We start from the raw sequence: 20,217 nt of genomic DNA on the forward strand, positions 1-20,217 counted from the left end.
ATGAACGACACTGCTGACCGCAGTACACTCGGCGATAAAACTGCGCTTCGCCGTGAGCTTAGACGTAGACGTCGCACCCTTTCCCCGAATCAGCAAAAACAAGCCGCTGCCTCTCTTTGCCAGCGCCTTAAACGGCTGCCTGAAATTCGTCGCGCGAGACGCATTAGTCTTTATTTACCGGTTAATGGCGAGATAGACCCGACACAACTGCTCCCTTGGCTTCGCCAGCGGAAAGTAAGCATTTACTTACCTGTATTGCGCCCATTTTCGGCTAATCGCCTTTGGTTTGTTGCTTACCGCGAAACCACCCCTATGGTTAAAAATCGCTTTGGCATCGCGGAACCCTGCACACGGTTTGCTGCCGAGCGACGTAATCGCCTGCCTGCCTGGGCGCTAGATACACTTATTGTTCCGCTGGTTGGGTTTGATAAGCAAGCAAACCGCATGGGCATGGGAGGCGGTTTCTATGATCGAAGTCTTGCTTTTATGCGCCACCAAGGGCCAGCGCCAACACTAATAGGCGTTGCTCACGCCTGCCAACAGGTGGATGCGCTACCCATCGAGCCTTGGGACATACCGCTGGACGTGGTAGCCAGCGACACGATGGTTATTCGACCAACAAAAACGGGCTGATCTTAAAGATCAGCCCGTTTTAAACATCCACTAGCTAGGTGCAGCGTTTACGCTGAAAGCGCTGTGATTAACCTAGTAAGTTAACTCCCCGACAGCGCTTGCGCATATCCAGTGGCGAGTACCCCAAGTAAAAACACCACCGTTAGCGCCATCACCATATCAGGCTTTCTCCGCCGCATGCCTCATCTCCAACGTCTTTCACAGTTGCCAAATGCCCTTAGTGCGTCATCTAGGCAATGCTTATCAAAAGATGACACACCTCATTAATTTCGCCCACGACTATAGGGCCATAGAGGAAGACTGACAACTGCTTTCAGCGCTATTTTTAACGCGCCATTAAACGTTTCTAAAAGTTCATATTTCTTAGCAGCTCTGTATCCTGGGGTTAGTGAGCACTTACAATTGTTTACGCCATAAAAAGCCGATACGCTGGATTATCACTCTCCCGCCAATAACGGTAGCCAATCGCATCTAAGTACTCTGCGACATGTGTTTGATCACTACTCGGCACTTGCATACCGACTAGCACACGACCATAGGCAGCCCCATGATTTCGATAATGGAACAGTGAAATATTCCAGTCATGGGGCAGCTGGGTTAAAAAGTTCATCAACGCACCAGGCCGCTCAGGAAACTCAAAACGATAAAGCTCTTCTTCAAAGCGTTCACTAGGCCGACCACCGCTAAGATGACGAATATGCAACTTCGCCAGCTCATTATCGGTTAAATCTTCAACTTGATAGCCACCTTCACGAAGCTTATCAATCACCGCCTGACGATCTTCCCCACCCGGTTTAACTTGAACACCAACAAAGATATGAGCCTCGCTATTATCCGCATAGCGATAGCTGAACTCGGTCACCATCCGCTTACCCAGTGTACGGCAGAACTTTTTAAAACTGCCTGGTTTTTCCGCAATGGTTACTGCCAAGATCGCTTCGCGCTGCTCACCCAGCTCGGTGCGCTCTGCAATATGCTGCAAACGATCAAAATTAGTGTTCGCGCCAGAGTTGATACACAGCAGCGTCTCGCCTTCAGCGCCGGTTTGCTGCACATATTTCTTCAGGCCGGCCAACGAAAGCGCGCCTGATGTTTCTGCGACGGCGCGGGTATCCTCAAATATATCCTTCACGGCAGCGCACATTTCATCGGTATTCACCGTGATGACATCGTCGATTAAATCGCGCACTAATGAAAAGGGCACCTCGCCGATTTGCGCGACGGCTACGCCTTCCGCAAACACGCCAACCTGATCCAGTACAACACGCTCCCCAGCTTCCAGTGCTGCTTTTAAACAGGCGCTATCTTCGGCTTCTACGGCGATGATTTTGATATCTGGGCGCAGATATTTCACATATGCCGCCACCCCCGCAATTAAGCCGCCGCCACCAACAGGAATAAAAATAGCGTCTAAACGGCCGCTGTGCTGACGAAGAATTTCTACACCGATAGTGCCCTGACCTGCGACTACATCGATATCGTCAAACGGCGGGATATAGGTATAGCCGTGCTCTTTAATCAATTCTTGAGCATGTTCAGCAGCAGCGGCAAATGCGTCACCTTTTAAAATAACTTTCGCACCGCGGGCGCGCACTGCCTGAACCTTGATATCGGGCGTAATCCGCGGCATCACAATAACCGCTTTCACGCCCATTAGCTTAGCTGCCATGGCCAGCCCCTGAGCGTGGTTCCCCGCCGATGCTGCGATCACTCCCTTGGCCTTCTGCTCTTCAGATAGCTGGGCCATTTTGTTGTAGGCACCACGAATCTTGAATGAAAACACGGGCTGCAGATCTTCGCGCTTGATCAAAATTTGGTTATTGAAACGACGCGACAAAAAGGGAGCGGGGGAAATAGGGGTCTCACAAGCGGCTTCATAAACGCGGGCTTGGAGAATCTTTTTGACGGTTGCTTCGAGCATGCGGGAATCCCAGAAAAATAACGTGACCCTGACGGGTGCGAGCAAAGCCTTTATTGGTAGCAGATTACGCCTAGCGTCGTCTAGCGGCGTTTCCATCGGCAGTGGGCGCTAAGGCCGTTATACTAGGGAGCACTGCCTAACCCTGACGCAGGAAAATGTGATGACCCAAGATGAATTGAAAGCGGCCGTAGCGGACGCTGCGATTAAAGAGATTGAGCCTCATCTCGAAAAAGACACCGTGCTAGGTATTGGCACAGGCTCAACAGCGAACCTGTTTATTGACCGTTTAGGCCCGCTAAGAGATCGTTTCAAAGGCGCTGTTGCCAGCTCAGAAGCCAGTGCTAAACGCCTACAGGCGCTAGGTATCGAGATATTCGAGCTCAACAATGTTGGCGATGTACCTTTTTACATCGATGGTGCAGACGAAGTAAACGCTAACTTACAAATGATTAAGGGGGGAGGCGCAGCACTGACCCGGGAAAAAATCGTCGCCGCCTGCGCCAAGCGATTTATTTGCATTGCCGATGGTTCGAAATACGTTGCTCAATTAGGCAACTTCCCACTGCCGGTAGAAGTAATTCCCATGGCGCGCTCCTACGTCGCTCGGGAATTGGTCAAGCTAGGCGCAGACCCTGTCTATCGACAAGGTGTCGTCACCGATAATGGCAACCAGATTATCGACTGCTTTGATTTTATGATCGACGACCCAGCGTCCATGGAGGCACGGATTAATGCCATTGTGGGCGTGGTAACAAACGGGTTATTCGCTCAACGCGGTGCTGATGTGCTGCTGCTGGGTACAGAGAACGGCGTGGAACGAACCGCGTTACGTTAGCCACTGGCTAAGCCCATCGAGAGTGCGCGCTAGCGCTCCTCGGTTGTCTTCAACCACCTTTCGCCCAGCATGCCCAATGTGCTGGGCGAAAGGTGGACTTACCAGTAGCTCGGCCAGTGCGTCGGCCAAGGCGTCGGGGGTATCCACCACGCTTAATGCGCCTGACGACAATAGCGGCTCAGCCACATCGCTAAAGTTCTCAAGCGAAGGGCCGCAGAGCACCGGCTTACCCAACGCCGCAGGCTCCAGCACGTTGTGGCCGCCCAACGGCACCAAACTACCACCGACATAAGCCACATGGCCTGCTGCATAAAGCGTTGCTAGCTCCCCTAGCGTGTCACCCAGGTATATCTGCATTTGTGGCGTGACGGCCTGCTGCTGGCTGCGACGGCTGAGTGTCCAGCCGCCCTGGGCACACAGGCTAGCCACCTCGTCAAAACGCTGAGGGTGCCGTGGCACCAGTACCAATAACGCTGTTGGAAAGCGCTTTAATAGTTGGCGGTGAGCCTCCAAGAGCAGTGCTTCCTCTCCTTCACGGGTAGAGCCTGCCACCCACACTGGGCGCACGCCCCACGCTTGAAGTAAGCATTCACTCTCTTTTAAAGCCTTTTCCTGAGAAGGTACTTCAAATTTTAACGAGCCCACGACACGGGTTACTTCTGCACGACATCCTAAGGCTTGAAAGCGCTCGGCATCTTGCACAGATTTAGCAGCCAGCCATGTGACATTAACTAATGCACCCGCCATCAACGAGCGCAGGCGCTGATAACGTGCAAAGGCTCGCGGCGATAGCCGCCCGTTCACAACCGCAACAGGTACCGCTTGTTGGTGGCAAGCGTGCAGCAAATTGGGCCATAGCTCGGTTTCAAACAAAATGGCAAGGGTGGGCTGCACGCGGGCAATAAAGCGCTTGGCTGCACCTGGGAAATCCAAGGGTAGAAAGCAGTGCGCGAGCCTTACTTGGTCAGGTGCAGCTTGTTCATCAATTAGCGCCTGAGCTTGCTGAGCTCCAGTCGCGGTCATGGTGGTAAGCAGCAGGCTGTGATGAGGGTAGCGCGCCAGCAAACCTTCTATCAGCGGACGCGCAGCGCGCACTTCCCCCACCGAGGCGCAGTGCAACCAAATTCGTGGCGCTTGAGGAAGCGCACCCAGGCGCATACCAAAACGCTGCAAGCGGGAGTAAGTAAGTACTTGCTCCCGCCAAATACGCCATAAAATAAGCGGAGACAAGACATAGAGCGCCGCTGAATAGACCAGACGCGGCCAAACTGGCGACGCCATTAACCCTCACGATCCAAAATCGAGCTGATCATTGCGGTAGTCGATACACCATCTTCAAAGCCCAATACTTTAACGTCACCACCGTTGGCGATAACGGCTTCACCACCGGCAATATCTTCAGGGCGGTAATCACCACCTTTCACCAAGATATCCGGCAAAACGGCTTCAATCAGCGCCTGGGGAGTATCATCACTAAAGGGTACGACCCAATCGACAGCGCCTAACCCTGCCAACACTTGCATACGACGGTTAAGCGGATTTATTGGCCGTTTGGGACCTTTCAAACGCCCAATAGAGGCATCGTCATTCACCGCAACGATGAGACGGTCACCCAGGCGTTTGGCTTGTTCTAAGTAGGCCACGTGTCCTGCATGGAGAATATCAAAGCAGCCATTAGTCATCACCACGCGCTCGCCGCGCAGCTGGGCAGCACGCACGGCATCGACCAGCGGAACTTGGTCAATCACCCCGAACTCAGCTAGTTTGTCGCCATGTAGCGCGGTGTAGAGTTCGGCTATCGAGAGCGTCGCCGTTCCCGGCTTAGCGACCACCAAGCCTGCCCCCAGGTTGGCCAACATCATCGCTTCCGGCAATGCATGGCCTGATGCCAGCGCTAGCCCCATCAGGCCAATCACGGTATCACCGGCACCGGTTACGTCGAACACTTCCTGGGCTCGGGTGGGTAAATGTAGCGGCGCATGGCCTTCTCGGATCAAGGTCATGCCTTTTTCGCTGCGGGTGATTAACAGCGCTTCTAACTCAAGCTCAGCGCGGAGCGCTTCTCCGCGCTGGGCAAGGACATCATCATTGACGCAGTGACCAACCACCGCCTCAAATTCGGTTAAATTAGGCGTAATCAAACTCGCCCCACGATACTTACTAAAATCTTGTCCTTTCGGGTCGACCAGCACTCGCTTGCCGAAAGCACGAGCCATCTGAACCAGTGTCTCGACCTGGTTAAGCGTTCCTTTACCGTAGTCGGAAAGAATCATCACATCGCAATCAGGCAACGCTTTTTCGACCTGTTCCAGCAGTGCTGTGGTATCGACGCCATCGAGGCGTTGCTCAAAATCCAACCGCAGTAACTGTTGGTTACGACTCATCACTCGCAGCTTCGTAATCGTTGGTATCTGCGGGCTTCGCTGAAAGTAAGTACTTACATTTGAAGCCGCCAAACGCGACGTTAGCAACTCAGCATTTTCGTCCTCACCCACGACCCCAGCCAGGGCAGCATGGCCACCGAGAGAGGCCACATTCAGCGCCACGTTCGCCGCGCCACCTGGGCGGTCATCGGCATCCTCTACACGCACCACTGGTACAGGCGCTTCGGGCGAAATACGCGACGTTCCACCATGCCAATAGCGGTCGAGCATCACATCCCCTACCACCAGTACGCGAGCGTGTTCCAGGGCGGTTAAATCAACTTTCATCCGAAGGTCCTGTTGTTGGCTGCGCTGCGGTATATGCCAGCAGCGCGTCTAACTTAGCAATCACGTCGTCGGCCTTGATTAAATCCATGGCATCCGCGTGGCGTACTCGCTGCCCCCAACTAACGTCATCTACCGATTTATTCAGATACGTGCGAACTGCTTCTGGGTAGGCGTTTACCGCAAAATCTCGCCAACAATAAGGCGCTGCGCGTTGGGGATTAGTGGTCGCGTAGAGGCCAAGCGTGGGTGTACCCATGGCATTACCCATATGCGCTGGCCCCGTATCAGGCGCGATAACCGCGCGGGCGTTATCGATTAGCGCCAGTACTCCTTTGAGCGACGTACCGCCGATAGCATTAATCACGCTACCCGGCTGACACAGCGCCTCAATTTGGTCACCGATTTCTCGCTCTAATGAGCTACCGCCACCGGTCAACACGCTCTTCAGACCATGCTGTACCCAGGCATGTTCAATCACGCTGGCATAGCCTTCCACTGACCAATTGCGAAAGTTGCGCAACCGCGCGTTGCTACAAGGATTAATGACGAGATACGGAGCATCTCTGCTGACCCCATGGGCTTCCTCATAGGCCGCCGGAGGTACGGCCAAATTCCATTCCAGGCGATCATCTTCTACGCCTAGCAAGCGAGCGAAGTCCATAAACGATTCCAACACATGGGCGTTGGAATGCGGCGCAAGTTGATGCTGGGTAAACCAGTGCTGAGCATCTTTGGCGCGGGGCTTATCATAGCCCACCCGTACATTAGCCTTGAGACCAAGCGAAAGCACACTGGCGCGTATCGCCTGCTGCATGTGCAGCAGCACATCAAAGCGAGTGTCGGAAAGCGCTTTCCACAGGGCGCGCATGCCCGCAAGACCGGTGGACTTGTCATAGACAACAAACTCGACCCCAGAAAGCCCCGCCAGTAAACTGTGCTCCCCCTTGCCGATTATCCAGGTAATGCGAGCGTGCGGCCATTGGCGCTGTAACGCGCGCACCGTGGGCACGAGATTGCACACATCTCCCAATGCGGAGAGGCGCAAAATGGCAATATGGTTAGGTTGAGCAGGCAGAGAGGGCTTCATGCGCTTAGCGGCACTCCGGCAAAGAAATTGGCTGATTTTACATGATGCAGACAGTTTAAGTGACGCTGCCACGTCACACCAACTGTCGCAACCACTGATACGAATACGGTTACACCCACTTCAACCCGATCTATTCCATCAGGCCTATTGGCGTGAGCGTAATTTAATCGTTGGGGAAGCACCAGGAAGGGGTAGCAGTTTCTTCTTAAAGGCCAGTGATTCAGAACAGTGGGTATTGCGGCCTTATCGCCGCGGTGGACTCATTGCCAAGCTGAGTAAGAAACGCTACCTGTGGCTGGGTGAAGAGCGCACCCGTGCGTTTCGCGAGCTGCGCTTAACCGCCGCGTTGTACAACCTGGGGCTGCCAGTTCCGCGCCCCATTGCCTGCTGTGTTCACCGTTATGGCCCTACGTATGAAGCAGCGCTCATAACCGTCAGGATCCCAGGCGCTCGAGCACTTGCTGACTTATTGGCGGCAGGGGAAGCTAATGACGCTTTGCTTCAGCGCGTGGGCACAATGATAAAGCGCTTCCATCAAGCAGGCCTTGACCATGTTGACCTTAATGCGCGCAATATATTGGTCGACCCGCATGGCGAGCCCTGGCTGATTGATTTAGATCGCTGCCGCTTGCGGCCACCTGGCACTTGGCAGGAAGGTAACCTTGCCCGCCTTGAGCGCTCGATTAATAAATTCACTCAACACGCGAACCTACCTGCCATACGCCGAGGGTACGACGCATAAAAAAGCGCGCTTAAGACACAAATGACTAGAGACGCTGGCGCACTACAAAGCGCGATAAAGTGATAAATAAGCACTCGCCATCGCCTCAGACGAGTAGTTGCTAAGCGTAGAAAGCGCTGTCGTCACTAATCTATTTCTTAACGAATCATCCTGCCTAAGTGCCACAATGCCTTCGGCTAATCTCTCAGCATTGTTGGGTGGAACCAAAAAGCCGGTTTCGAGATGCTTGACGATATCTGGGATACCGCCCACATCACTGGCAATGACCGGCACATTTGTATTCATCACATCCAGCAGTACTGACCCCAAGCCTTCGTTACGGGAAGGGAATGCAAATAGATCAAACGCTGGTAAATAATCGTTAACATCAGGTTTAAAACCCATCCAAACAACGTTACCTAGTTCAGCGCTCTCTTTATGAAGTAATGAAGCATCCTCCCCTCGACCAAAAAAGAGAAACAGTATTTCTGGATGCGTATGCGCTAACTGCCGAGCTGCCTCCAATAGCACACGCTGCCCTTTGTGACGGTCTACCAACGCGCCCACATGGCCCACAATAAAGCGCCCGCTGTAAGTATCTTGCAACGTTTTTGCAACCGTTAGATTGGGCGTCGAGGGAGAAAAGGCACTTGGGATTAAAGGTATGGGTTGAGGACTCAGGGAGCCAATTTCATTGGCTATTGCACTGGAAATAGCGACACAACGGTGGGCATTACGATAAAAAACCACGTTGCTCCACTTCCGTTTGATGGGCGTGTCGACGCGGCGGGTAAGAATATAAGGCGTTCGAAATAGTTTTTTATGCAGCCATGCCCAATGAACAGCCTTTGCCTCATGAGCATGAACAATATCTGCTTTTCCGGCACGCCAGTGCCCTGCCAACTGAGAGGTCGCATTAACAAACCGCACGTTAGGCGTATCAGATAACTCGTCGCGTAAAGGCGACAAGGGCTGGCAAACCAGGGTTTGCTGTTTTACAGCTTTACGTTTAGCGAGGGCTTGTATTAGTAGTACCGTTTGACGCTCTCCTCCTCGAAAACCCTTAGCCAGATTAACGTGAATAATTTGCAAAAGCGCCTCACTTGAATATTTTGGATATAAAAGCAGATATAATAGCATCCGTCGCTCATCCTAACAGGACAGTCATGCCCATACCCGCTAGCGTAAGCGTTGTTATCATCACTCGAAATGCTGCCGCCACACTGCGGCAAACCCTGGACTCTGTACTGGGCTTTGATGATGTCGTTATTTACGATAACGGCTCAAGCGACGATACGCTAAGAATTGCAGCAGACTACTCCAACGTATCGCTATATGAAGGTGATTTCCTAGGTTTTGGCCCGACCAAACGTCATGCTGTTTCGCTAGCAAAACATGACTGGATTGTGTCGTTAGATGCTGATGAAGCGCTGTCCCCGGCACTGGTTGACGCTATTCTTGCCTGGGTGGACAACGCCTCGCCAAACGACCTTGGTCAGATGTTGCGCGAAAACTGGATGATGGGCCGCCCCGTTCGCCACTCTGGATGGGGTAATGACTGGCTGATTCGCTTATTTAACCGCCAATGCCATAATTTCAACGATGCCATGGTTCATGAATCGATTGCGCTTGGCCAACATAGTCGTGTGCAACGTTTGACAGGCACCATTGCGCATACGGCGGTCACTGATTTATCTCAGTTTTTAGAAAAAATTAATCGTTACTCGAGTATTCGTGCCGACTCCGGCAAGCTCAAGTCATACCCTGTGCCCGTTATTTTTATAAAAGCGTTATTTGCCTTCATTCGCACTTACCTATTACAGCGCGGATGTTTAGATGGCTGGAGAGGTCTCGTCATTGCAGTATCTAATGCTAACGGCGTCTTTTGGAAGTATATGAAAAACTATTTAAAAACTAATCGCTAAACTTCAGAATTCTATAGGTTTGACAATGCAGAAAACGCCTACCGCTGTTGTTGCTATACGTAAACTTAACAAAATGACGGGGGCTGCAAGAATTGCATTGCAACAAATCTCGATTTTAAGTGCGATGGGCTACAAGGTCACCGTCTTATGTGAAAAAGCGGATGTTGCCAATATCCACTCCTACGGTGGCACATTACATAAGATCTCAAAATTTCCTTTTAAAGGATTAGTGCGGCGACGCTGGTTTAGTGCCCGCGCCAATGCATGGTGCTTACGCCATAAGCCTGACCTCGTTATCAGCCATGGCGACTCAGACAATGCCGATATTGTTTTTATGCACAACTGCGTCGATCTTGCCCAAAAACTTATCTATCCGGACGCCGCCCATCTCCAAAGCGATGTCTCAAAAATGCATCGCAAGATTTTGTTGCAAGGAGTCTTTAAAAAAGTGGTTGCCAACTCTCAACTAATGGCAAACGACTTGATAAGCCGATACAACCTACCCGAAGATAAAATTGAAGTCTCCTATCCTGGATATAATTCTAAGCAATTTAACGCCTCCGTTAAAATGAAGTATAGAGAGGCTCGTCGAGATGAACTCGGCGTTAAAAAGCAAGAGAAACTGATTGGATTAGTTACCTCTGGAGATTTCAAAAAGAGAAATGTATCTTTATTTATTGACATTGCTGACCAACTCATTAAAAAATCGACTTTAAATTATCGATTCCTGATAATTGGTCAGGGGAATACAGACGCCTATAAAGAAAAAACTGAAAAACTTAACATCGAGCGCCAGTTTATTTGGAAAAAAACGGTGCCTAACGTGGAACAGTATTATGCTGCTTTAGACCTATTTATGTTACCCGCACATATCGAGGAATTTGGATGTGTAGTGCTAGAAGCGATGGCCTGTTCTATACTGCCTCTAATATCGGAGCGTGTCGGTGCTGGAGAATTATTGGAGGGAGATCATAGAAAGCTCATTGTACCCGGCTATGATTCTCGCCAATGGGCGCAGGCAGCCGAAGAAATATTAATTAAAAACAATACGTTACTTTCCGAACAGATTGCTAACAGAGCCAGTCAGTTCACTTATGAGTACCAGTATAAGGCACTCAAAACGCTACTCTCGCAATTCCTTTAAATAAAGATCAAGGATGATCCATGTGTTTTTCATATCAAAAAATAGCCAAAGAAATTAAGAATAGTGATAAAGTCATATTACATGACGATGAAATCTTATCCTATGGTAGTAATCGTATTTGTTATCTCTATAAAGAACACCCTTCAAAGATAATCAAAATTTCACGGGATTCAACACACTGGAAAAGAGGTCACAGACAAAGTTTGTCTGAGTGGTATGTGTCAAAAAAAATAAAAAAAACAGGTAAAGACAGCCATATAAGTCTTTGCCACACCTGGGTTACCACTAATAGGGGGCCAGGCTTAGTAGTGGACAAAATTTTTGATGACAATGGTAAATCGTTGACACTAAGAAAGCTCTTGTTCAAAAAAGAACTTACAGTTGGTAGCGCTTTGATATTAATCGAGGACGTTATTAAAAGCTTTTCTCCTCTTGGCATTCCAGCGTCTGACTTTAATATTGATAATTTTATCTTAGATGGTAACCACCATGATTATAAACTTATTATGGTAGATGGTTTTTCACCTAAGAAACTAGATTTCAAGACATACCTCCTATTAAAAAGCAGACGGTTGTCAGGCTTTTATACTCATCGAAAATGGCAACAGGCAAAATCGCAATTTACTAAATGTGCTCAAGAGGTTTATGCGGGTAATTATTGCTACGCAGCGGCGCCACCTTTGCATGCGACTTCGAAAGCGTCTTCTGATAATTCGTGTGGCTAACGTACTTCTTGTCCGCTAGCCAGACGCGGCACGACTGAAAGCATAGGTTATATATGGATCCTAGTGTTATCCGAAAAATAGCAGTGACTGTCATCGGTTTATGCATTGGCTATGCCATCACCGTGCTTACTCGACTACCTTGGTGGACACTATTTTTCACAGCCGCCGTGTGGATCGGCTTTGGCATCAAGCTACGCTGGGGTGCACCGCCAAACGCTCGCTACCGCCCTGTGTGGCCTTGGTCACTGATACCACTCAGCTTGCTAGGCATTTATATCTATCTAGCTGATAGCTTTGGTAATGTCGATTTGGGCGCGGTGTTTTTCCACCTTCAAGCAGGCATGGCCGAACATGGCGGTGCAGGAAAAATGATCACTGCCGTTATTTACACGACGAGTATGCTCGCATTGCTGGCATCGGTTACCTGGCTCACTCGGCATGATCAGCGATGGCGGATAACTGAACGCTTTGTTGCGCTTACCTTGTTAGCGGCAAACCCGATGCTATACGGTTTAGGACAGCGCAGCGCGGCCATTGTAACAGACGATGGTGCCTGGCTAGATCGCCGTTACGTGCCACCGCTCACGGAAGATCAAGCCAATGCGCCGAACCTTCTGGTCATGTACCTGGAAAGCATTGAGCGTACGTATAGTAATGAGCTATTTGGTGATGCTTATGCTGATTTAACCGCGCTAGGCGAACGCGGGCTGGTCTTTGAAGGTATCCAGCAAATGGAAAACACCGGCTGGACCATGGCAGGCATGATTGCTAGCCAGTGTGGCGTGCCGCTGATGCCTGCAGGACTTTTGCACGACAGCCAGTTCGACCCGCTTTCCAAAGTAGTTCCCGGCGTCGACTGCCTAGGCGATGTGTTGGCAGCTCAAGGCTATCGGCTTAGCTATTTGGGAGGAGCCAGTACTCAGTTTGCCGGTAAAGGACTTTTCTATCGTGGCCATCAGTTTAATACGGTAAAGGGTAAGGAGGAGCTTTCAACGGAGCTTGATGACCCAGAGTACGTAAATAGCTGGGGGCTCTATGACGACACGCTTTACGATTTTACTGTGAATGAGATTCGTCGTTTGAGTAAAGAGGATAACGGCCCCTGGGCAGTGGTTAATCTAAGCATTGCCGGACACGCCCCTAGCGGTTTTCCCTCCCAAACGTGCCAAGACCGCCAGGGTGAGTTCGATGGCCAAGATATCTTATATTCAGTGAAATGCTCGGCTAGTCAGGCGCGCGATCTTGTTGAGCGTCTTGAACAAGAAGGCCTCCTCGAAAACACCTTGGTTGTCATACTCAGCGACCATCTCACCATGCGGGTGTCCGTTTGGGATCAACTAACAACACTTGATCGTGACAATACGCTGATCATGCTGGGCGAAGGCATCACCCCACTGACGGTGCGCCGAGGGGCGACAATGCTAGACGTGTTCCCCACTATTCTAGACGCCATGGGTCTACCGCTTGATGATAACCGTGCCGGGCTTGGGGCGTCTTTACTTAGCAGCCAACCAACGCTGGTTGAAACTCATGGGCTTGAGGTACTTAACGAGCGTCTCAGGGAAGAGACCGCATTGCAGCAGCGCCTTTGGGAAGGGCTGGCCCCTCAACGACGCGGGTCGCAAGAAAGCGCCGACCAACAAGTCATAGAAACCCCTGCTGATCAGGCCGATGAAGTCGAGATTATGCGCTAACGTTAACGCCGTTAGCGCGCTGACTGTCGACACTCATCGCTTGGTACACTTGTTCCACCCCTAAGTCATTCAGACAGTTGGTATGCCCCAGCGGGCAGGTACGCTTAAAGCAAGGTGAGCAGGAAAGCGCTAGATAGTGAATAACAGCATTATCGGTAAGGGGTGGTGTGTAAGCAGGAGATGATGAACCGTATAGAGCGTGAATGCGCACGCCTACTGCGGCGGCAACGTGCATTAAGCCTGAATCATTGGTAACCACCTGGCGACAGTCTGCCAACAGGTCTACCGCATCCGCCAATTGGGTTTTGCCGCATAAGTTATGGGCATGGGGCAACCCGTTTACAATGCTTTCACCTGCTGCATGATCTTTCGGCCCGCCAAACACACGCACCTCAAATCCATCCTTAATCAGCCGCGCTGCTAATGCATGAAAATAACCTAGCGGCCACTGCTTAGCAGGCCCGTACTCCGCCCCGGGCATCATACCAATAGCTGGACGCGACGACAGCGCGTGAGTCAGGCGTAAGTTGACCAAGTTATTTCGATCAATCGTTAAGCGCGGAGTCGGGATCTCAAATTCCCCCTGCATTACTTCTTCCAAGGGCAGCCCCAGAGAAACAAACCGCTTAACCGTTTGATCCAACACCTGCTTATCTAACTTGCGACGCTCTTTCAATAAACCGTAACGGTGTTCGCCCAAAAAACCGATACGCTCGGGAATACGCGCCATAAATGGAACCAGCGCTGCTTTCCACGAACGCGGCAGAACAATGGCACGGTCAAAGCGTCCTCGTAGACGAGCAGCCAGCTCACGGCGGCTGGCAAGGCCAAATTCACCATGCCCTACTGCCAATGGAAGCACGTCGTCTACCTCAGGCATACGCTCAAGGATAGGTTTCGACCAGGCGGGAGCCACCACCCCCAGGGTTGCCCCTGGATTGCGAGCTTTTAGGGTGATAAATAGGCTTTGCGCCATCACCATATCGCCGACCCAGGAAGGGCCGACCACCAATATGCGCTTGGCAGAATTAGCCATTTAGCCACTCCAAGTAGGCTTTTACGCCTTGGGCAACGGTTTTGAACTCAACATCACACCCCGAAGAGCGCAGATTGCTGATATCTGCACGAGTGTAACTTTGATAGCGGCCTTTTAGTTCTTCAGGAAATGGAATGTAGTCAATTTCACCCTGACCATAAAAGCCGATTACAGCCTCGCCAATGGCCTTGAATGGCTCTGCCCGTCCGGTGCCCAAATTAAAAATACCGGACGCATGAGGGTTATCTAAAAACCACAGGTTGACGTCGACCACATCGCCAACGAAAACAAAGTCGCGACTCTGCATTCCTGCCTCATAACCGCCGTAAGCTCCGAACAGCTTTAACGTTTCCCCATTCCGGATTTGTAAATGGTTATGGTAGGCCACACTCGCCATCTTGCCCTTATGCTGCTCACGGGGGCCATAGACATTGAAGTAGCGAAACCCCACTACTTGTGTCGTCAACTCATCCCAGCGCGAACGCACGTGCTGGTCAAACAGCAGTTTCGAGTAGCCATAGACGTTGAGCGGCTTTTCGTGCTCAGGCGCTTCTTTAAACACCTCACTACCGCCGTAGGTAGCCGCCGATGATGCGTATAGAAATGGAATGCCTAACGCCTCACAGTAGTTAAGCAGTACTTTTGAGTACTCGAAGTTATTCTCCATCATGTAGTGCCCATCCCACTCCGTCGTATCGGAGCACGCACCTTCATGAAAAATAGCATCGATAGTTGGTAAATCCACCGACTCACCTCGTAGCGCGGCTTTGATCCGCGCTAGAAAATCATCTTTATCCAGATAATCTGCCAGCGTGCAGTCGGCTAAGTTGACGAACTTAGTGCCATCCCGCAAATCATCAACCACCATCACATCATCACGGCCACGAGCGTTCAGCGCTTTGACAATATTGGCACCGATAAAACCAGCCCCGCCTGTTACAACGATCATCTCGTTCTCCTTACCAAAAGCAGCTCTGTTGGCTAACGTGCCTATAACCCATCTCTCTGTGATTGTATACTTGACGGCTTATGAATTCATGGCCAACGGTGCTTTCCGCGATGAGTGTCTCGACAAACCAATCGACACCCGATGTGTCGACCTTTCAAGGCTTGATCCTTGCTTTGCAGCAGTACTGGGCAGAACAAGGCTGTGTCATTCTCCAACCTCTCGATATGGAAGTCGGCGCGGGCACCTTCCACCCTGCCACCTTCCTACGGGCAATTGGTCCAGAAACCTGGAACGCTGCCTACGTGCAGCCCTCCCGCCGTCCAACAGACGGCCGCTACGGCGAAAACCCCAACCGCCTGCAGCACTATTACCAGTTCCAGGTGGTAATGAAGCCATCACCCAGTAATCTGCAAGACCTGTACCTAGGCTCATTAAAGCGCCTGGGTCTCGACCCGCTTATCCATGACGTGCGCTTCGTTGAAGATAACTGGGAATCCCCCACCCTGGGTGCCTGGGGTCTTGGTTGGGAAGTGTGGCTCAACGGCATGGAAGTCACTCAGTTTACCTATTTCCAGCAGGCGGGCGGCATTGAGTGCTATCCCGTTACTGGTGAGCTCACCTACGGGCTTGAGCGTATTGCCATGTACCTACAAAACGTCGATAGCGTATATGACCTGGTATGGGCCATCGCGCCTGATGGCAGCAAAGTCAGCTACGGCGATGTCTATCTTCAAAATGAACGTGAGCAGTCAGCGTATAACTTTGAGCATGCTGACGTTGATCAGCTATTCGCCGCCTTTGACCACCAGGAAAAAGAGTGCAGCAAGCTCTTAGTGGCTAACCTGCCGCTGCCTGCCTACGAGCAGGTACTCAAAGCATCCCACACGTTCAACCTGCTGGATGCTCGCCATGCGATTTCCGTGACCGAACGCCAGCGCTTTATTCTCCGCGTGCGTACCATGGCACGTGATGTAGCCACCGCCTACTTCGAGTCTCGTAAAGCAGAAGGATTCCCCATGGCGCCCGAGGCCCTGCGCCGCGAACTACTAGCTGACCAGGGAGACGCATAATGGCTGTTGATACGCTTTTATTAGAACTAGGCGCTGAAGAACTTCCACCGACAGCGCTGGATACGCTTTCTGATGCGTTTGCAGCCGGCATTGAAAAAGGCCTGCAAGAAGCAGAGATTCCCTTCCAAAGCGTCGCCGCTTACGCCACCCCGCGCCGTTTAGCTGTGCAGGTTACCGGGCTTGCAGACAAGCAGCCTGACCGTGAAGTGGAACGCCGTGGCCCTGCCCTAGCAGCCGCCTTCAAGGACGGCTCACCTACCAAAGCAGCGGAAGGTTTTGCGCGTTCTTGCGGCGTCAGCGTGGATGAGCTAATTCACCTAGAAACCGATAAAGGCACTTGGCTTGGCTACCGCGAACAGCAGCAGGGCGAAAGTGTACAAACGCTGCTGCCAGAGATGGTTCGCAAAACGCTACAGTCGCTACCGGTGCCTAAGAATATGCGCTGGGGTTCGTCTCGCGTTGAGTTCTCCCGCCCGGTTCACTGGCTAGTTGCCCTGTATGGCAGCAACGTCATTGCCGCGGAAGCGCTTGGCCTGGAAGCTAGCCGTACTACCTACGGTCACCGCTTCCATGCGCCAGATGCTATACAGCTTGAACACGCTGATGACTACCTAGCCGCACTCGAAAATGCCTACGTGTTAGCAGACCGCCAGCGGCGCCGCGAACGCATCCGTGAGCAGGTATTGGCCGAAGCCGAAGTTCAAGAAGCCAATGCCGTTATCGATGAAGAGTTATTAGTAGAAGTAAGCGGGTTAGTCGAATGGCCGGTCGCATTAACCGGCAGCTTCGATGAGCGATTTCTGGAGGTGCCTGCGGAGTGCTTAATCTCCTCCATGAAGGCCAACCAAAAATACTTCCACTTGCTGGATGACCAAGGCAAGCTGAAACCGCTGTTTATTACCATTTCAAACATCGACAGCGCCGACCCTCAGCAAGTGATTTCCGGCAACGAGAAAGTGATACGACCGCGCTTAGCGGATGCTGCATTCTTCTACGATATGGATCGCAAGCAAACTCTGGCCTCTCGCATCCCCCAGCTGGAAAGCGTGGTATTCCAGCAACAGCTGGGCACGCTGGCTGACAAAGCACGCCGCAGCACAGCGATAGCAACGTATATTGCCGAGCACATTCACGCAGATGTGAACCACGCCCAGCGCGCAGTAGCGCTAGCCAAGTGCGACTTGGTCACCGAGATGGTGCTCGAATTCCCAGAGCTTCAGGGCATTATGGGCCGCTATTATGCCGAACAAGATGGCGAACCTGCTGAGGTTGCTCAGGCATTAGAAGAGCAGTACCTGCCCCGCTTTGCCAGTGACGACATTCCTCAAAGCCTTGCAGGCCAAGCGCTAGCATTGGCTGACCGTCTAGATACTCTTGTTGGCATCTTTGGTATTGGCCAGCGCCCAACCGGCGCAAAGGATCCCTTTGCCCTACGCCGAGCCTCTATTGGTGTGTTAAACATCCTGGTCAAAGGTCAGCTTAATTTAGATCTTCGCGAGCTACTCAGCGTAGCCGCAGAACAGCACCAAGGCCTTCCCAAAGCAGAAGGCTTGGTGGAAGATGTATTGACCTACATGCTGGACCGCTTCCGCGCCTGGGGCCAAGAAGAAGGTATTAGTGCTGAAATGTACTTAGCGGTACGCGCTCGTCCAGTAACCAAACCGCTGGATTTTGCTCGTCGCTTACGTGCCGTTAAGGCCTTTGCACAGCGGGAAGAAGCCGCTGCTTTGGCTGCCGCGAACAAGCGGGTTTCTAATATCCTGAGCAAGCAGGAACACAACGGTAGTATTCAGGTAGATCAGAGCCTGCTGCAGGAAGAAGCCGAGAAGACGCTATTCAATGCAGTAACGGCCAGCCAACAGCAAGTAACTCCGTTATTTTCAGCGGGCGATTACCAGCAAGCACTAGACGCACTGGCAACACTACGTGAGCCTGTCGATGCTTTCTTCGATCAGGTAATGGTGATGGCCGATGACAGTGCCGTTCGTCATAATCGTCTAGCGCTGCTTGCCAGTCTGCAAGCGCTGTTCCTTGAAGTAGCGGATATTTCCCAGCTGCCACAATAAGACACCGCGCCGTTTTTTTCAGTTCACGCTAATGGCAATAGCAAGCCCGGCTCTCGCAAGCCGGGCTTTTTTTGCATGTCACAACTGTATTGTCTCTTTTCTCCAGACTAGACTCAGTAGTACTGCCAGCTAATTGTTTCACGTGAAACACCAAGGTAAAATTAGAAGCGTAACCACAGTGCCATTTCCTCGTAGAAGGTAAATGGTAATAACTGCTCTAATCGCCATGGAAACGGCTTATGTACGACTTATTCTTACTTGATACCCTTCCTCAGCAACAGGCTAACATTGCGTCTTACACCCTAAATAGACAACGTGTATGGCTGAAAAAGGCAACGAAGCGAAATTCACGACTTGCTTACCTGCCGCTAACACTATTAGCTAAATGGCTGAGTATTGAAGCACTTAAACCAGTCCCTAACTTAGGGGGAAAACAGAGCGTTGCCCTAGAAGCAGCCCGAATTAAGTCCCTTACTAAGGCGGGAGTAGCGGTACCGACTATATTAGCCGAATCTCCTCAAGCACTACTTCTTGCTGACGCAGGAGGCTCGGAAGAGCCTTCTCTAACGCTTCTGGATAAACTACTGGCTGCCGAAAGTGTCAATGAAATTAATCATTATCTTCAGATGAGCACTCAGGCGCTGAATGATGTTCACGCAAAACAGTGTTACTTAAGTGAGGCCTTTGCCCGAAACATATTGGTTAATAAAGAAGGTATTGTATTTATCGATTTTGAGACCGATCCAGGTAAATATCATAAGTTGACAGACTGTATGGTCCGCGACTGGCACTGCTTTATTTTCTCTCTTTATGGCAAACTAAGTACCCGTAACCCTCATATTGAGTGTTTAACGCCAGCACTACTTAACGGGTTGAGGCAAACGCAACCTGAAGTGCGGGAACGCTTTCTTAGCACACTTTCACGATTTAAGCGTTTAGGGCGATTTCCTTTTCACCTTTTGGGTAGCGATGGAAAGAAAATTTCAGTCACTCTCCACGCGCTGTCCCTCCTAGACCAACAGCTACGCAGCCAATAGAAGGACGCGATGTCCACTACATTAGACTCATCAGGGCTCTCATCAACATGTCTTGTCATTCTTGATCGTGACGGTGTCATCAATCACGATTCTGATGCTTATATAAAGTCACTTGAGGAGTGGGTCCCCTACCCTTCAGCGATTGATGCTATTGCCCAACTGACTCAGGCAGGGTACACCGTCGCGGTGGCTACCAATCAGTCGGGTATTGCACGAGGCTATTACGACGAGGCAACGCTTCACTCGATGCACAGTCGCCTAACGGCGATGGTTGAAGCGAAAGGTGGGCGTATTGCCCATATTGCTTACTGCCCTCACGGCCCCGATGATCAATGCTGTTGTCGAAAACCCCTACCAGGGTTACTTTTGCAAATTCAGCATCAATTGGGGATGGAGAGCCTTACGGGCAGTTGGATGGTCGGTGACAGTCTGCGAGATCTGCAGGCTGGCGAAGCAGTAGGGTGCCGCTCAGTGCTGGTCAGAACAGGCAAAGGAGAAAAGACATTAGCTAATCATACTGACCTTGAGAACACGCTGGTTTATTCAGATCTAGCCGCGTTTTCAGATTGGCTATGCCAACAGCAGTAACGGGGTTTCTTCCTTCCGACTTACCCGCCTCTCTCTACTAGCTTGGCACGCAAGAAAAAACGCCGCTTCCATTTA

The 20,217-nt window shown here is 51.2% G+C and carries 18 protein-coding genes; 11 read left to right on the forward strand and 7 right to left on the reverse strand.

The window, feature by feature from the left end:
* Nucleotides 1-633 carry a 5-formyltetrahydrofolate cyclo-ligase gene (locus tag L1X57_RS05565; protein WP_009723370.1) on the forward strand — a complete coding sequence of 211 codons (633 nt, stop codon included), beginning with the start codon at nt 1-3 and terminating at the stop codon, nt 631-633.
* Nucleotides 634-1,039: 406 nt separating this feature from the next.
* Here L1X57_RS05565 and ilvA read toward each other — a convergent pair whose 3' ends face one another.
* A complete protein-coding gene (gene ilvA, locus L1X57_RS05570) occupies nt 1,040-2,554 on the reverse strand; it encodes a threonine ammonia-lyase, biosynthetic (protein WP_009723369.1) in 1,515 nt (504 codons plus the stop codon).
* 160 nt (nt 2,555-2,714) lie between these two features.
* Between ilvA and rpiA the strand changes: the two genes are divergently transcribed.
* The gene (rpiA, locus tag L1X57_RS05575; RefSeq protein WP_009723368.1) at nt 2,715-3,389 is read left to right on the forward strand and encodes a ribose-5-phosphate isomerase RpiA; all 675 of its coding nucleotides are present in this window, start codon (nt 2,715-2,717) and stop codon (nt 3,387-3,389) included.
* On the opposite strand, the gene waaA is transcribed toward rpiA, so the two are convergent.
* The 3 genes from waaA to L1X57_RS05590 are packed head-to-tail and all read right to left on the reverse strand — an operon-like array spanning nt 3,381 to nt 7,187.
* Entirely contained in the window at nt 3,381-4,670 is a 1,290-nt protein-coding gene (gene waaA / locus L1X57_RS05580; RefSeq protein ID WP_009723367.1) for a lipid IV(A) 3-deoxy-D-manno-octulosonic acid transferase, read from the reverse strand. The genes rpiA and waaA overlap by 9 nt on opposite strands.
* Entirely contained in the window at nt 4,670-6,100 is a 1,431-nt protein-coding gene (hldE, locus tag L1X57_RS05585; RefSeq protein ID WP_009723366.1) for a bifunctional D-glycero-beta-D-manno-heptose-7-phosphate kinase/D-glycero-beta-D-manno-heptose 1-phosphate adenylyltransferase HldE, read from the reverse strand. Before hldE ends, waaA begins: the two co-directional genes overlap by 1 nt.
* Nucleotides 6,090-7,187, reverse strand: coding sequence for a glycosyltransferase family 9 protein (locus tag L1X57_RS05590; protein WP_009723365.1), 1,098 nt, complete (start codon nt 7,185-7,187; stop codon nt 6,090-6,092). Before L1X57_RS05590 ends, hldE begins: the two co-directional genes overlap by 11 nt.
* On the opposite strand from L1X57_RS05590, the gene L1X57_RS05595 reads away from it, so the two are divergent.
* A complete protein-coding gene (locus tag L1X57_RS05595; protein ID WP_009723364.1) occupies nt 7,186-7,929 on the forward strand; it encodes a 3-deoxy-D-manno-octulosonic acid kinase in 744 nt (247 codons plus the stop codon). The two genes, L1X57_RS05590 and L1X57_RS05595, sit on opposite strands and share 2 nt — an antisense overlap.
* Before the next feature lie 42 nt (nt 7,930-7,971).
* Here the strand turns inward: L1X57_RS05595 and L1X57_RS05600 are convergent, their stop codons facing one another.
* Complete coding sequence (locus L1X57_RS05600) at nt 7,972-9,000, reverse strand: glycosyltransferase family 4 protein (protein WP_039869074.1); 1,029 nt, start codon at nt 8,998-9,000, stop codon at nt 7,972-7,974.
* A 74-nt stretch (nt 9,001-9,074) separates the two neighbouring features.
* On the opposite strand from L1X57_RS05600, the gene L1X57_RS05605 reads away from it, so the two are divergent.
* From L1X57_RS05605 to L1X57_RS05620, 4 genes are read left to right on the forward strand one after another with little or no spacing between them, the layout of a single operon-like run.
* Entirely contained in the window at nt 9,075-9,833 is a 759-nt protein-coding gene (locus tag L1X57_RS05605; protein WP_009723362.1) for a glycosyltransferase family 2 protein, read from the forward strand.
* 25 nt (nt 9,834-9,858) lie between these two features.
* Nucleotides 9,859-10,977 carry a glycosyltransferase gene (locus L1X57_RS05610; RefSeq protein WP_009723361.1) on the forward strand — a complete coding sequence of 373 codons (1,119 nt, stop codon included), beginning with the start codon at nt 9,859-9,861 and terminating at the stop codon, nt 10,975-10,977.
* Between the two features lie 20 nt (nt 10,978-10,997).
* A complete protein-coding gene (locus L1X57_RS05615) occupies nt 10,998-11,702 on the forward strand; it encodes a YrbL family protein (protein ID WP_083817058.1) in 705 nt (234 codons plus the stop codon).
* 53 nt (nt 11,703-11,755) lie between these two features.
* On the forward strand, nt 11,756-13,396 hold the full coding sequence (locus tag L1X57_RS05620; protein WP_009723359.1) for a sulfatase-like hydrolase/transferase: 1,641 nt from the start codon (nt 11,756-11,758) through the stop codon (nt 13,394-13,396).
* On the opposite strand, the gene waaF is transcribed toward L1X57_RS05620, so the two are convergent.
* Nucleotides 13,386-14,432 carry a lipopolysaccharide heptosyltransferase II gene (waaF, locus tag L1X57_RS05625; RefSeq protein ID WP_009723358.1) on the reverse strand — a complete coding sequence of 349 codons (1,047 nt, stop codon included), beginning with the start codon at nt 14,430-14,432 and terminating at the stop codon, nt 13,386-13,388. The two genes, L1X57_RS05620 and waaF, sit on opposite strands and share 11 nt — an antisense overlap.
* A complete protein-coding gene (gene rfaD / locus L1X57_RS05630; RefSeq protein WP_009723357.1) occupies nt 14,425-15,381 on the reverse strand; it encodes an ADP-glyceromanno-heptose 6-epimerase in 957 nt (318 codons plus the stop codon). Before rfaD ends, waaF begins: the two co-directional genes overlap by 8 nt.
* 110 nt (nt 15,382-15,491) lie before the next feature.
* Between rfaD and glyQ the strand changes: the two genes are divergently transcribed.
* The 4 genes from glyQ to gmhB all read left to right on the forward strand — a co-directional run bounded on the left by glyQ (nt 15,492) and on the right by gmhB (nt 20,142).
* On the forward strand, nt 15,492-16,451 hold the full coding sequence (gene glyQ, locus L1X57_RS05635; RefSeq protein ID WP_009723356.1) for a glycine--tRNA ligase subunit alpha: 960 nt from the start codon (nt 15,492-15,494) through the stop codon (nt 16,449-16,451).
* On the forward strand, nt 16,451-18,517 hold the full coding sequence (gene glyS / locus L1X57_RS05640; protein ID WP_009723355.1) for a glycine--tRNA ligase subunit beta: 2,067 nt from the start codon (nt 16,451-16,453) through the stop codon (nt 18,515-18,517). The genes glyQ and glyS overlap by 1 nt, the downstream gene beginning before the upstream one ends.
* A 239-nt stretch (nt 18,518-18,756) precedes the next feature.
* On the forward strand, nt 18,757-19,554 hold the full coding sequence (locus L1X57_RS05645; protein ID WP_009723354.1) for a hypothetical protein: 798 nt from the start codon (nt 18,757-18,759) through the stop codon (nt 19,552-19,554).
* A 9-nt stretch (nt 19,555-19,563) separates the two neighbouring features.
* On the forward strand, nt 19,564-20,142 hold the full coding sequence (gene gmhB / locus L1X57_RS05650) for a D-glycero-beta-D-manno-heptose 1,7-bisphosphate 7-phosphatase (protein ID WP_009723353.1): 579 nt from the start codon (nt 19,564-19,566) through the stop codon (nt 20,140-20,142).
* The last annotated feature ends 75 nt before the right edge of the window (nt 20,143-20,217 follow it).

The organism is Halomonas sp. TD01 (genome assembly GCF_923868895.1).
In the GTDB taxonomy this organism is placed as follows: Bacteria; Pseudomonadota; Gammaproteobacteria; order Pseudomonadales; family Halomonadaceae; genus Vreelandella.